The organism is Paraburkholderia suaedae, assembly GCF_040812055.1.
Classification (GTDB): domain Bacteria; phylum Pseudomonadota; class Gammaproteobacteria; order Burkholderiales; family Burkholderiaceae; genus Paraburkholderia.
On record NZ_JBFOAH010000004.1, the window covers coordinates 90,550 to 104,179 of the forward strand.

At 59.8% G+C, this 13,630-nt stretch carries 10 protein-coding genes; 9 read left to right on the forward strand and 1 reads right to left on the reverse strand.

Annotation, left to right across the window (positions count from 1 at the left end):
* Window positions 1–177: 177 nt before the first annotated feature.
* The 9 genes from ABQJ48_RS07785 to asnB all read left to right on the forward strand — a co-directional run bounded on the left by ABQJ48_RS07785 (window position 178) and on the right by asnB (window position 11,661).
* Window positions 178–1,422 (forward strand): cyclic nucleotide-binding domain-containing protein, encoded by a 1,245-nt coding sequence (locus ABQJ48_RS07785; RefSeq protein ID WP_367837108.1) that lies wholly within the window; start codon window positions 178–180, stop codon window positions 1,420–1,422.
* 69 nt (window positions 1,423–1,491) lie between these two features.
* Window positions 1,492–2,256: a flagellar motor protein gene (locus tag ABQJ48_RS07790; RefSeq protein ID WP_367837110.1), complete on the forward strand. Its 765-nt coding sequence runs from the start codon at window positions 1,492–1,494 to the stop codon at window positions 2,254–2,256.
* 59 nt (window positions 2,257–2,315) lie between these two features.
* Complete coding sequence (locus ABQJ48_RS07795; RefSeq protein WP_367837112.1) at window positions 2,316–2,984, forward strand: OmpA family protein; 669 nt, start codon at window positions 2,316–2,318, stop codon at window positions 2,982–2,984.
* A gap of 335 nt (window positions 2,985–3,319) precedes the next feature.
* On the forward strand, window positions 3,320–5,149 hold the full coding sequence (locus tag ABQJ48_RS07800) for a serine aminopeptidase domain-containing protein (protein WP_367837113.1): 1,830 nt from the start codon (window positions 3,320–3,322) through the stop codon (window positions 5,147–5,149).
* Window positions 5,150–5,587: 438 nt separating this feature from the next.
* Window positions 5,588–5,728: a hypothetical protein gene (locus ABQJ48_RS07805; protein ID WP_367837114.1), complete on the forward strand. Its 141-nt coding sequence runs from the start codon at window positions 5,588–5,590 to the stop codon at window positions 5,726–5,728.
* 374 nt (window positions 5,729–6,102) lie between these two features.
* Window positions 6,103–6,312 (forward strand): hypothetical protein, encoded by a 210-nt coding sequence (locus ABQJ48_RS07810; RefSeq protein ID WP_367837115.1) that lies wholly within the window; start codon window positions 6,103–6,105, stop codon window positions 6,310–6,312.
* A 763-nt stretch (window positions 6,313–7,075) separates the two neighbouring features.
* Window positions 7,076–8,035: a glucosamine inositolphosphorylceramide transferase family protein gene (locus ABQJ48_RS07815; RefSeq protein WP_367837116.1), complete on the forward strand. Its 960-nt coding sequence runs from the start codon at window positions 7,076–7,078 to the stop codon at window positions 8,033–8,035.
* Window positions 8,036–8,313: 278 nt separating this feature from the next.
* Window positions 8,314–9,447, forward strand: a complete 1,134-nt coding sequence (locus tag ABQJ48_RS07820) for a glycosyltransferase family 4 protein (RefSeq protein WP_367837117.1) — start codon at window positions 8,314–8,316, stop codon at window positions 9,445–9,447.
* A gap of 171 nt (window positions 9,448–9,618) precedes the next feature.
* Window positions 9,619–11,661, forward strand: a complete 2,043-nt coding sequence (gene asnB, locus ABQJ48_RS07825) for an asparagine synthase (glutamine-hydrolyzing) (protein WP_367837118.1) — start codon at window positions 9,619–9,621, stop codon at window positions 11,659–11,661.
* 205 nt (window positions 11,662–11,866) lie between these two features.
* Here the strand turns inward: asnB and ABQJ48_RS07830 are convergent, their stop codons facing one another.
* Entirely contained in the window at window positions 11,867–12,988 is a 1,122-nt protein-coding gene (locus ABQJ48_RS07830) for an MraY family glycosyltransferase (protein ID WP_367837119.1), read from the reverse strand.
* Between the last annotated feature and the right edge of the window lie 642 nt (window positions 12,989–13,630).

Here is a 13,630-nt window from a genome sequence, read left to right on the forward strand (position 1 = left end):
ACGTCGGGCAACATCGTGGTCCGCGCTGCTTACCGACTTTTTCTTGATCAGCGCAACGCTCGCGTTGAAAGGCTAAAGACATGCACGTCGCATGCCGTTATAGCATCAAACTACTGGACCATCGGACTAGCCGGCACTCTAGACCCGCAGTCCGAGAAATTGACCTCGGGGAATCATGTGAATCATCAGCGAACGCCAAGGTCACGTACGGCGGCACCGGGCGAAGTCGTCTATTCGGAAGGCTTCACGGGCGAGCCCGTCATCTACCTGATCGCCGACGGCAAAGTCGAAATCTCCACGCACTGCGACGAAAAGAAAGTCGTTCTCGCCGTACTCGGCAAAGGCGACTTCTTCGGCGAAGCAGCGTTGTTGCCGCCCGAACCGCGCGCGCATACCGCGAAAGCGCTCAGCTTCTGTCAATTGACCGTCATCGCCGCAGAGGTGGTCGAAGAGGAACTCGAGCGGGTGTCGCCCTTGCTGCGCCATATCGTGCGCACCATGATCCGGCGCAGCAAGAAGAAGGACGATATTCTCGCCACGTACACCCATGCCGACTTCCTGCCGGGCGTGCTGTCGTACGCGCATGTTCTGGCGTTGATGGCTGCGCCGGAAATCGCTGATCGTTTCGAAGGGCGCGGGCGTCGCACGCAAGGTGAAGAGGTTTCGGTGCCGCTGCCTGACGTGCTCAAGAAGTGCAACGCGATCGCGGGCCATTCCCGCCCGCACGCAATGGCCATGCTCAAGCGCATGGAGAAGCTCAACCTCGTCACTCTGGAGCAGGGCCGGTCCGATCGCGCCGCTGTATCGCCGGGCCGCTATTCGGCGCAGGACGGTGCGACGAGCCGCCAGCTCGTGACCTTCGATCCCACGCGGATCACCGAGCGTGCCCAGCAGGTGGCGGACGCCACGCTCGACATCTCGATTAGCAGCGAGCTCGAACTGATCGAGTTGTCCGATCTGGAAGCACTGATCGGCGTCGAGAAGAAAGTGATTCTCAGCAAGCTGTCTCACTCGGAAATCGCAGAAGATCTTTTTGCATTCCGTAAGACCAAAGTGCTGAACTACGTCGAAGAAAAAGGCATTACCTATTTCTCGCGGCGCAATTCGCGTGGCGCGAGTGAGCTGAAATCTCTCGACGACCTGGAGTTCATCGACCAGCGCACCATTTTTGAAGCCATCAGTGCATTCGATACCTATGATCTTGCCAAGCTGCTCACGGCTCTCGAGGGTCAGCCGGTCGCCGAACGTCTCCTTTCCGTGATGACCGAGGCGCGCAAGAAAGAGGTGTCGTGGGTGATGCGGCGCGACATCAAGATCGACCTGGCAGAAGTCGCCGAGATCGAGGAACGCTTTCTCGACACTGTCCGAATGCTCAAAGCTCCCGCCGCACAGGCAGTGCAGGCGTCGGCCACGGGCGTTTGAGTCTCGCGCACTCACCACAACCAGAACCGGGTTCAAGGCGAATCCGGGAGCGACCGATTTAGAGAATATATGGACCTGTTGACGCTTTTCGGCGCGGTGTTCGGCGTGTCGGCACTTGTCGTTGGATTTTCGCTGGAAGGCGGGCAATTCACGTCCCTTCTTCAATTGCAGGCATTCGTCATCGTGCTAGGGGGCACCTTGGGTGCCGTGATGATCCAGAACACCTGGGCGAGGTTTTACGACGGCCTGAAGCAATTGCGGCTCGCTTTCGTGAAGGTGCGGCCGGTCGATCGAAAAAGCCTGTCGATTCTGCTGGAATGGGGCGACCAGGCGAAGCTCAACGGCATGCTGGTCTTTGAAGGGATCGAAGCCGACGGCATCAGCGCGTTCGCAAAACGCGGTCTGGAGTTGCTCGCCAACGGCGTGACGACTGGCGTGCTAGAAGACGCGCTGCAACGCGAACTCGACGCATACGAGCGCAACCACATGGCGGCTGCGCGAATCTGGCAGCAGGCGGGCGGCTATGCGCCGACCTTCGGGATCGTCGGGGCGGTCCTGGGTCTTATCCAGGTGACTGGCCATATGCTCGAGCCTGCCGAACTCGGGCGGGGAATCGCCGTTGCGTTCGTCGCGACGCTTTACGGCCTCGCGCTGGCGAATCTGGTATTCCTGCCGCTGTACGGCAAGATTCGCGCGCAGGTGGATAGCGAAATGCGCTTCAGGCGCTTGTATCGCGATGGCTTGCTGGCGATATCGCGCAAGGAATCGCCGCATACCATCGAAACCCGGCTCTCCGGCGACGTGCGTGAACGGGCCTCGGAGTCACTGGGGTAGTCGCCCTGCCAGCCCACTGCCAGCGGCCAATCAATGTATCCCACGCAGCGTTTTCATCAATGAAGATATCTTCCGACAGCAAGCACGTCGAAGCGAACACAGCCGGCCATGAGGACGATATCGGGGAGCAGTCCGGGCGCTGGCTGATCTCATACGCGGATCTGATTACCACGTTGATGGTGTTGTTCCTTGCGCTGTACGTGCTGCAACTCTCCAGAAACAAGGAACTCGAGTCCAGACTCTTCGAGCAGCAACGAACCGCCGCTGTGGCCGCCCGCGCGCCGGAGCGGGCCGACGGCAAACAGCAGCTTCTGTCGTTACTGGAACCGCTGCGTGAAAAGCGGCAGATCACGATTTCGAGTGTGCCGCACGGGGTTGAAATAGCCATCAACGCAAAGATCCTGTTCAATACGGGTGATGCGCACCTGTTGCCGGAATCGTCCGACGTGTTGGCACAGGTTGCCACGATCCTACGGCTGCATTCGACCCATAACATTCTCGTGGAAGGTCATACCGACAGCGTTCCCATTTCGACTGCAAAATTCGAATCGAATTGGGAGCTTTCGTCGGCGCGAGCCGGGGCCGTCGTGCGGTTTTTCGCCGACAAGGGCATAGCAGCGCACCGCCTTGCCGCGATTGGCCGGGCCGACAATTTTCCGTTGATCATTGGCGATGATGCAGCGGCGCGGGCAGCCAATCGTCGCGTGACCATTCTCGTTGAAGGTTGACTGCGGCCTTATCAAAGTGCAGATCGGCATCGCACATGTCGCGGACGTTCAGCGCGTTTGGCGGATTCGACCCGCATCCGCAGCGCCTCGTCGCAAGCGCGGTTGATTGGCAGAGCCTGCCAGTCGGCTTTTCTCCGCTGTTCGCACCATGTTCGTCACCGCACCGAACAGACGAATGAAAAAGGTTTTTAATCGACGAACAACTTTCCGCATGAAGCCAGCAGCAGAGTTACGCAAAAAGAGAATAACGCGCGGTTCGGTGTAACGACAACCTTCCGGGGATGCGCATTGCGGCGCAGGCGCGCACAACAATGATCGATGGAGCGAGACAATCGATGAAGCCGATCGTATTCGGTGGACGCTTCGGGTGGATTCATCCGGGCGAAAGCAAACACGGCGTCGTGATGTGCAGTCCGTTCGGACATGAGCAGTCTCGGGCACACAAGGCAATGCGCTACCTGGCCGAGAGACTATCTGCACACGACCTTCCAGTGCTGCGCTTCGACTATCTGACGACCGGCGATTCGACCGGCCACGACGGCGAAGGCGATGGGGTCGACGGCTTCGTGGCGGATATCGGTGCCGCGGTCGAGCGCCTGAAAAGCGAAACCGGAGTGACGAAGGTGACGTTATGCGGGCTGCGTCTCGGCGCGACTCTGGCGGCGCTGGCATCGCATCATCCTCTGGTGGATTCGCTCGTGTTGCTTGCACCCGTGACGCGCGGGCGCACCTATCTGCGTGAGCTGACGGCATTGCGCAGCACGTGGCTCGAAAACCTTCCGCCGCCTGTCCGGCACGGTCATCCCGATTCGCCCTTCAACGTGCTCGGACAGGTCTATAGCGATGAATTCTGCAGCCACCTGAGCGCCTTCGATCTCGCTACGGCATTGAGCCGTGAGCCTGTGACGCCGGCGCGCGTGCTCGTGGCGGACGTGCGTCCCGGGGCCAGCGAATCGCTATGCGTTGCACTGCGCAAGCGGGGCGTCGAGGTAGAAACGCATAGCTTCGACGACTATTTCGACTTCATGCAGGAAACAGCGTCGTCCGTCGTACCCGTGAAGACGCTCACGAGAACCGCGCAATGGGTGGCCGAAAACGCGGCCGCTCGCACCGCGAGCGAGGGCACGACAGCCCGGTCAACCACCGCTGCCCGGCCGGTTACCAGTCCCGACGGCCATGCGATCATCGAAACACCGGAAGCAATCGAGCGCCCGGTCGTCTTCGGCAGAGCCAGGCTTTTTGGCATGTTGTGCGAGCCGCGCGAAAGGCGGGCGGGCGGCCCCGTACTCCTGATCACCAACACGGCAGCCAGCGTGCATCATGGGGACAGCCGTCTGTCGGTGCGCGTTGCGCGGGAAATGGCTCGCCGCGGCATTGCGTCCATGCGCATGGATGCTCAGGGGATAGGGGACAGTCCGCCGCGCTCGCCGGACGGAACATTGGATACGACCGAATCGATCTACTCGAATGCCACCGTCGAAGATGTCGCGGCCGCGGCCGCATGGCTCAAGCACAAGGGGTTCGATACGGTGGTCACGTTCGGGATATGCTCCGGTGCCTACAGTGCATTGCGCGCATCACTGATCGAGCCAGCGATTGGCGCCGTCATCGCCGTCAACCTTCAGCGCTTCTATATTCCCGAGGGGACGACGCTCGAAGAACTGCGGGAGCAGAACCGCAACACGATGGCGCGGCTCGGGGCGGCGATACTCAAGCCGACCAAGTGGTGGCTCGTGCTAAGTGGCAAGCGCGGCCTGCAGCCGATCATCGAGGCCTTCGCCGCAAACGTGATCGCGCGGCTGCGTTCGCAGGTGATCGGCCTGGCGGGAAACAGCGCCGGCGCTGCCACCGAACCGCCGCTCACGGATCCGCAGGGCGTCGTTCGGGGACTCGAACGCAAAAAAGTGCGCACGCTCCTCCTGTATGGCACGGGCGACGACGGTCTGGACCAGCTCAACGCGCACTTCGGCAAACATGGAAAAAAGCTCCCGGAAGCGTCCACGGTGAAGGCCGCTGTCTTTAACGATGTCGATCATGCGCTGTTTGATCCACGGGCCTCAGCGAAAATCATCGCGCTAAGCGAGACGTTCATTAGGGATCTCCATCCGAAGACCTCGTCGAGCAAAGGCGCTGTCTCGCCTCTGGCGCTTGCGCAGCGGCTATGAAGCGGGCGGCGCCCCGTTGCTAGCGGGTATCGGGTTCAGCTATTGGCGGCTACGTGAGGGCGACGATGCATGTCGCTCGGGCGCGAAGAGTTGGCACACAAGCATTGCCTGAACTGGGCCGTTGCCTGATCCGCAACCCGACCCGCGAACCGAACGTCTTTTGTCGAAACCCCTCCTCGCTCGATCATCCTGCTCCCGTCGCCGCAACCCCTCTACTTGTCTGCACAATAGGCGCTTCGCCTTCGCTGACGGCCAACGAAGCCGCTCGGCGAAGCAAAGGTGTTTTTGGCGATTTGAACCTGTGGTACCGTGGAAGTGTTCGCACGCGCTCATACACGCGGTTCTTTTGTTTTTAGAGCCGGAGAGGGTCGCTTGCGGGCGCGGCAATTCACCTGGCACGCACCGTCGATTATTTGCTTCTTGACTGGCGGAGGGTACATGAAGACTGTCGGCTTTTTCATGGGGACAGTGGCCTTCTTCGCCGTGGTAGGGCTTTCGTTGCTGGCAGTAGCGGATGTCCTGTTCTCGGAGTCCGACGAAGACGTCTACGAAACACAGACCCCAACACACAGTGGCTGACCACGCGCCTTGCAGTGTTTTCTTTAGCGGAGACTGATCGCTTCTTGACCGGCGAGCCGCGAGGCGCGGTTCGGCCCGCGGCCCATTGGTTGGCGCGATCATCAATTTCGATGGTTTTGGCTTATTTTGACTATGGCAGAATCGGTTGTGGCTTTATCTCGCGGTTTACTGCAGCTTGATACGCTACGGTCCAGCATGAGATCCGCTGATTCGTACTTTCCTTCTCCCGATGGGCGCGAGGCCCTCACCACGGTCCAGGGCACGAAGCCGCTTCAAGACCTGTCATGTGCTATGGCACATGGCATCAACGGATTCCCGAATCGCGTCTACCGAAAAGGATGCTTTTCGAAAGATGGAAGAGACAGGAGGGAAGCATGACTTTTGTCACGGTTATAGGGACCATCGTATTTGTCGCAGTCATTCTGATCGCACTGTCTGCAGTTATCGAAATTATTTTTTCTTCGAACAAGAAAAAAATGAATGGGGCAATGGACAAAAAGCCCGCATGGTTTCGCAAGCGGCGCGCATTGACCCGGCCTCATGACGCGACTCGCGAACCTACACGCGAGTCGCCGCGTCGGTGAGCAAGCGAAGCCTTCTATCCCGTGCGGGATACGTCGCGTTTGTTGCAATAGCGTCGGCAGGTTAATGGTCGGGCGGTCCGCTCTCGTTCGCAACGGTCGAAGTTTCCTTTTGGTAGCAACGGCTTCGGAACCTTGTGTGCGATGCCGCACTGCAGCCACTTTCCACAGACGTTAGTCTCTTCCGTGCCCCCGGTGCTCCGACGCATTCGATTGGCGGTTCGTTGCGAGACGCGCCGTCGGTTTGCGCGGGCAAAGCGCGCGGTGTTGCAAAAGAACAGGCGCATCCATTTGGACAAAAGCGGTCCCGGACTTTGAACGAAGCGGGACCTAAGAAAAAAACTCGCCGTTGCAAAAGAGAAATCACATGGCGCAATCCGCATTTCCTTTAATGCTTCGGTGGTGGACGAGCATCGAAAAGCGGCTTTATCGCGAGCCGTCAGAAGCGATTGCGCCCGATCGTCCGTGCTCCGCATCATTGTCCGTACTGTATGACGGACACGAGAATATCGACGCGCTGTGGAAGGCGCTGCTCGAATGCCGGACACCGCATATTCAGGTTGTGTGGAGCTCGCCTGATACAGGCGAAATGCGCTTGCTGGCCGAATCGTATGTCGCGATTCCCGAGAAGCTGTTCTTTTTGAAGTCGCTGCGAACGAGCATCGAACGTGTTTCCGTTCTGGTGGCGAGAGCGCAAAAGCGGCTGGATGTAGCCGCGTCCATCGACGACTTTGCGCTCGTGACTGGCAGAGCACAGCCGGCCAGATTGTCGAGCCTGTCCGCCGTGTCCTTTGCGCTTCGTCATCTCACCCGCAAGGTGCTGAACCAGCCTATGAAACTGCTCGCTCAGCGCGGACATTGGGTATTAGCCTATCGGCGCGCCGAAGCATCGGCGGGATGGCGCGCGGAAAATGGCACTGAGGGAGAAAAAAAGCGGAACTGGATCAAGCTTCCCAGCCTGCCAACCGAGTTTCAGGCCGATCCTTTTGTCTGGCAAGGGAATAACGGCGAATACCATCTGTTTTTCGAAAGCCTTCCCTATCGCACTGGACGCGGTGTAATCAGTCATCTCGCGCTGGACCCTTCGACACAGTCCTGGCAGACCACGCCGCGCGTGGTGCTCGATCGCGCTTACCACCTGTCGTACCCGTTTCTCTTCGAGCATCAAGGCGAGGTCTTCATGATTCCGGAGACCTGTGGCAACCGCACGATCGAAATGTATAAAGCGTCCGCCTTCCCGACCGACTGGGTCTTGCACAAGGTGATCATGCGCGACATCGTCGCGGCGGATACCACGCTCCATCACGACGGACACACGTGGTGGATGTTCACGAGTGTGCTGGAGGGAGAGGGATCGAATTGGGACGAATTGTCGATTTTCCATGCAGACAATCCGTTCGGCGAATGGACCGCGCACCCAATGAACCCCGTCGTGTCCGATTGCCGTCTCGCCCGCATGGCCGGAAACCTGTTCAAGGATGCGCAAGGGCGACTGATTCGCCCCGCCCAGAATTGCGAGCGGGAGTACGGCGCCGCGCTGACGTTTCGAGAGATTACGGAGCTCACGACCACAACCTATCGTGAGCGGACGATCTCGGTCAGGAATCCGCCGCGCGGCCATCAAGGGCTTCACACGTGGAACGCGGCGGGCGCGATCACCGTCATCGATCTGAAAACGCACCTTCCCAAATGGGCTCCTTGGCGAGGAGCGCTGCGGCGCGCATGACGCCGTGCGAACGCGTCCGACGTCAAAGACCAAGGTGTGTGGCTGCGCACAGACCCGGCAATCGGCGCAGGCTTACATTGATTGCTTATCGAAGGCGGGCACCCGGGCGGCTCTTGCTTCGGGTGGCCATCGCGAAAGGAGATGTCGACTTTGCGATCGTCCAGCAGGCTAGCGCGTCGTCAGGCAGTACCCGTCAGTAGCAGCATTGCTCCGGCAGCAAGGCGCTTGCGTCGATTGCGTGGCGACGGGCCTTTCCCAGAAAAACGGCAGCGGGGCCAATGAAGCTTCTCCATGTCATCGTTGCGCTGAACGCCGACGGCGCTGAACTCATGCTGCAGCGTCTTATCGAGTCGCACCTCGAGCAACCGCGCTTCCGTCATATCGTATGTTCCCTGACCACGACCGGCAAAGTCGGCGAGCAGCTTTCCGCTCGCGGTATCGAGGTGCATGTACTGGGCATGCGATCCGCGCTCGGTTTTCCTCGGGCGTTGTGGCGACTCGTGAAACTGATACGGACTTTGCAACCTGACATCATCCAGACGTGGATGTATCACGCCGACTTTCTCGGCGGCCTGGCAGGACGTCTCGCAGCTCACAAGCGGATTGTCTGGGGTGTGCGGACTACCGAGGTCAGATCCGGCGGATCGCGTGCTACGGTTTTTCTGCGAAAGATATGCGCATGGCTTTCGTACTTCGTGCCGCAGACCATCGTATGCGCGGCCGAGGCCTCGCGCCGGGCGCATGTCTCGGTTGGCTACGACGCCACCCGCATGCTCGTCGTGCCCAACGGATTCGATGTTGCACGCTTCTGCGCGTCACCGGAGCAACGGGCTGCGATCCGCAATCAATGCGGATTCCGAAGCGATTCACTCGTGATCGGCATCCTGGGGCGGTTCCATCCGGTCAAGGATCATCACAACTTCGTGCGGGCTGCGGGCTTGCTGGCAGCGCGTTACCCGAACGTGCGGTTCATGATGGTCGGACGTGAGCTCGACGCGAACAATCGCGAACTCGCCGACTGGATCGCCAAGGCGGGGCATGAGTCGCGCTTCGCGCTGCTTGGCGAGCGAAGCGACGTTCCTGCGTGCCTCGCTGCCATGGACGTCTTTTGCCTATCCTCGCGCACCGAGGGATTTCCGAACGTCGTCGGAGAGGCGATGGCAATGGGTTTGCCGTGCGTCGTGACAGACGTCGGGGACGCCGCCATGCTGGTGACCGACACCGGGGTCGTCGTCGCAAAGGAAGATGCCGAGGCGCTCGCCGCAGGCTTGTCTCGCGTCATCGACATGACGCCGGAGGCGCGCGCCCGTCTGGGTCAAATGGCAAAAGCCCGCATTCATTCCGAATTCACCATGGCGCGTGCGAGAGAGCGGTTCGAGGACATTTATCTGCGGCTCGTCAACGACAAATGAACCGGCGGGCGCAGCGAATTGCCGGCCGCGATCGCGGCGTGAACAGCAGCGCGCCGAGCTGAACGGCGCTTGAGCGAGCGCCTGAAAACCACCGCCCAAAGCGGCAGGTCGCGTTAGTAAGGGCTGGCACGGTCGCTCGCGTGGCACGCGGACATTCTAAGGAGAAGGAATATGTGCGGGATCGTCGGCTTTTTGGGTGGACGCGGCAACAGAAAGGCGCATTACCAGCAAACAGTCCAGAAGATGGCAGACGCCATCGCCTACCGTGGGCCCGACGACGCGGGCTACTGGAACGACGAACACCGGCGCATCGCTTTCGGTCATCGCCGGTTGGCGATCCTGGATCTCTCCGCAGCCGGGCACCAGCCGATGCTATCGGGCAGCGGCCGCTATGTCATCGTCTTCAACGGCGAAATTTACAACCACCGCGATCTGCGCAAGGACCTCCAGGATACGCAGCACGCGCCGGTCTGGCGGGGCACGTCCGACACCGAAACGCTCATGGCCGGATTCGATGCCTGGGGCATCCAGGCCACCATCGAGCGTGCGATCGGCATGTTTGCTTTCGCCGTATGGGACAGACAGGAGCGTCAACTGACGCTCGGCCGCGACCGCATCGGCGAGAAGCCGCTTTACTACGGCTGGCAGGGCCAGGGTGAGGACGCAACGTTCCTGTTCGGCTCGGAGTTAAAGGCATTGAGAGCGCACCCTGCGTTCGAGAACAATGTCGATCGCGGGGCCTTGAGCCTGCAAATAAGGCATGGTTGTGTGCCCGCGCCTTATTCGATTTTCGAGGGCGTTTTCAAGCTCGAACCAGGCATGTTGCTCTGCGTATCGCTCGAACGGCGCGAGCCGAGGATATGGGCTTACTGGTCGGGCGTGCAAACGGCCATCAGTGGTGTCGAACGGGGCTTTTCAGGCAGCGCCGAAGACGCGGTCGACGAACTGGAGCAACTGCTCAAGGACGCGATCGGCCAGCAAATGCTCGCAGACGTGCCGCTCGGAGCGTTTCTGTCCGGCGGTGTCGATTCGTCGACGATCGTGGCCCTGATGCAAACTCAGTCGTCGCGGCCGGTCAAGACCTTCACGATCGGCTTTCATGAAAGCGACTTCGATGAGGCGAAGCTTGCCCGGGCCGTTTCGGCGCATCTGGGCACCGACCATACGGAGCTCTACGTCACGCCGCAGCAGGCGCTCGACGTCATCCCGCGACTGCCCGTTCTTTACGACGAGCCTTTCGCCGATTCATCGCAGATTCCGACCTTCCTCGTCTCACAGCTCGCCAGGCAGCATGTGACGGTATCGCTGTCCGGCGACGCTGGCGACGAGCTCTTTTGCGGATATCAACGCTACAGGACGGCGCCCGGCATGTGGGACAGGATGACCGCGCTACCGGTACCGTTGCGCAAGCTGGTTGCGTCCGGCATAGCGGGGATTTCGCCGAAGCACTGGAACAGCGTGGCGGGCTTCGTAGAGCCGATGCTTCCGTCTTTGCGCGGCGTGAAGATGGGCGACAAGCTGCATAAGGGGGCCGCACTGTTGTCGTGCACGTCGCGCGACGAGGTTTATCTGCATCTCATGTCGCAGTGGAATGACCCGGCTGCACTGGTGATCGGCGGCTACCGCTTGCCCACGCGCATGGACGGCAACGTGCCGTCGTTTGCGGGTCTGGATGAGGTGCAGCGCATGATGGCGCTGGATATGATCTCGTATCTTCCAGACGATATCCTCACCAAAGTCGATCGCGCTGCGATGGGCGTCTCTCTCGAAACCCGCGTTCCATTTCTCGATCATCGCGTCGTGGAGTTTGCGTGGCGGCTGCCCCAGTCGATGAAAGTGCGCAACGGCCAAACCAAGTGGGCGCTGCGACAGGTTCTGTACCGCCATGTGCCGCGCGAACTGATCGAGCGACCCAAGCAGGGCTTCGCTGTACCGATCGGTCATTGGCTGCGTGGCGAACTGCGCGAGTGGGCGGAAGCATTGCTCGACACTTCGCGGCTGCGGCGCGAAGGCTTTTTCGAGCCGGCGGTGGTGCGCAGCAAATGGGAGCAGCATCTTTCGGGGGAGCGCAACTGGCACCGCCAGCTATGGAACGTTCTGATGTTCCAGTTGTGGCTGGAACACCAGCAAGAATCGTCGATGCCGCTTTTCACGTTGCCGGTGGCCGAGATGGCGGGCGGAAGTTTAGAACCCGGATGGCCCATCGGCCAATAAATGTCAGGCGGCTTTGCAGTGCCGATTCGACCATGGTTCATGTAGCGCGATCTGTTCAGCGAAGAAATTCAGAATCGACACCTGCCGCGACGCCGCGCCGCAAGCGCGGCTAATACCGCCGCACGACCCGCAGCGAAGAAGGGCCTTGGCCGGACCGGCCAAGGCCCTTTCTAGTGTCCGCACGAGGCACGCCGACAGCGATAGCTTACTTATGATGGGTTTGCTCGGAGACCGTGTTGTGCGCAATGTTGTTGCTGACGAGCCAGCGCGGCGTCCTGAACCGGACGATCGACACGTACAGCCAGACATAGACGACGGCAAACACCAGCGCAGTCATGGCGAGTGCCACGGGGTTGTCCCAGAAGAGCGAAGCGGGAATGATGCCGATCAGGCTCAGCAGCCAGAGGTAGGGTGACGTACGTGCATTCCTGCGTACCTGCTGACGCGGATCGAGGCCCTTGCGCACGACCCGCTTGTAGATCAGCGTATGCATATGTATGCCGTCCGGCGCACCCACCGGGCGGCCCCGGACGAACTTGCGGCGATAGATCGAAAACAGCGTTTCGAACGCCGGATAGATAGCCACGACGATGGGGTACCACGCACACACGGAAGGATGGCGCGCGACCAGCAGGACGAGCAGTTCCGCCATCACGAAGCCGATGAAATAGGCGCCGCCGTCGCCCAGAAAGACCGAGGCGGCCGGATAATTCCAGATGGCGAAGCCGCCGATCGCCCCGATCATGGTGAGCGCAACGCTGACCACCAGCCAGTCTCCGACCGCATGCCCGACATAGCCGATCGAGCTGAAGATCAGGATCGACACGACCGCGGCGAGGCCATTGAAGCCATCGATAATGTTGATCGCGTTGGTGAGCCCAGCGACGGCCAGCACCGAAAGCCCGATTGCGACAGGCGCGAAGGTGAGGATCGGGTCGATCATGGGTAAATCCACACGACCAATCACACCGTGCAGCAAAAAGGCGCCGGCAAGCGCTGCAGCCATTGCGCTCAGCAGGCGCGCTTTGACGCTCACGCGCTTGGTCAGGTCCTCGATCACCCCACTGCCGAATGCAGGCACGGCGCATAGAAGCAGCAGCGCGACCTCGCGTGTGGGGTTGCCTCCGAACAGCGAACCCATGAAAAGCGTGACGCACGTTCCTCCCGCAACCCCGATCCCGCCAATCCTCGGAACAGGAAAAGAATGGTTTTTCTGCACCCCGTGCAGATCGTGATCGAAGGACAGCGATGCGTAACGCCCCGCATATCGAACAATGAGCAGCGTAATGCAACAGCAAGTGATGAAGCCAAGCGCAAGATTTAGCATTTTTTTCACTCAGCAGGTGTGCGCATCCTTCAATACGAGACCGACATAGATATTGGATGCATCTCATGTCCTTGTACACGGGTTTATGCAGGTTTAACAGTGCCAACCCAACGGAAAGGCGAAATATCGGGATTTCCCCAATAAGTCATACAAGGCGCCTTTTAAATACGCAAAAACGTTGAGTTATCCAAAGCAATTTAATAGGCGTCTGGCCGTCAGTGCGTCAGCACACTTTCGCAATTAATCTCCTTCTTTTATTGATTTGGAACGGCAGTCGCCAAACGGTTTGCGCTTGCAGGGGGGCGGCCCCCGTGCGGCGAATGCGAGGCACTGCTGCCACCCATGCGTGTAGCTGGGTGATGTGGCGACCACAGTTCGTCGACACGACCGGTTAACTCGCGAGCGGAAAACTCGAAAGACGCCTATGCCTCGTTTTCGCAACGTCTTCTCAAGCCGCAGCCGCCGTAAGTCGCGTTATTCGTCGTATTGAATTTCACGGCCATGCCATTGACAGGTTTGTGTTCGATGACGCGCATACATTTGATTAGTCTGACGGTAATTTGCCATCTACTAACACGGCATAAACAATTAGCTGATGAAACTGCGTAAGAAAGATGAGCTTGCGCGAAGGCGAGATTCTTC

Bases quoted from the DNA above. Each gene is read 5' to 3' on its own strand.
- ABQJ48_RS07790 (WP_367837110.1), top strand. From the start codon at position 1,492: ATGGACCTGTTGACGCTTTTCGGCGCGGTGTTCGGCGTGTCGGCACTT.
- ABQJ48_RS07795 (WP_367837112.1), top strand. From the start codon at position 2,316: ATGAAGATATCTTCCGACAGCAAGCACGTCGAAGCGAACACAGCCGGC.
- ABQJ48_RS07800 (WP_367837113.1), top strand. From the start codon at position 3,320: ATGAAGCCGATCGTATTCGGTGGACGCTTCGGGTGGATTCATCCGGGC.
- ABQJ48_RS07805 (WP_367837114.1), top strand. From the start codon at position 5,588: ATGAAGACTGTCGGCTTTTTCATGGGGACAGTGGCCTTCTTCGCCGTG.
- ABQJ48_RS07810 (WP_367837115.1), top strand. From the start codon at position 6,103: ATGACTTTTGTCACGGTTATAGGGACCATCGTATTTGTCGCAGTCATT.
- ABQJ48_RS07820 (WP_367837117.1), top strand. From the start codon at position 8,314: ATGAAGCTTCTCCATGTCATCGTTGCGCTGAACGCCGACGGCGCTGAA.
- asnB (WP_367837118.1), top strand. From the start codon at position 9,619: ATGTGCGGGATCGTCGGCTTTTTGGGTGGACGCGGCAACAGAAAGGCG.
- ABQJ48_RS07830 (WP_367837119.1), bottom strand. From the start codon at position 12,988: ATGCTAAATCTTGCGCTTGGCTTCATCACTTGCTGTTGCATTACGCTG.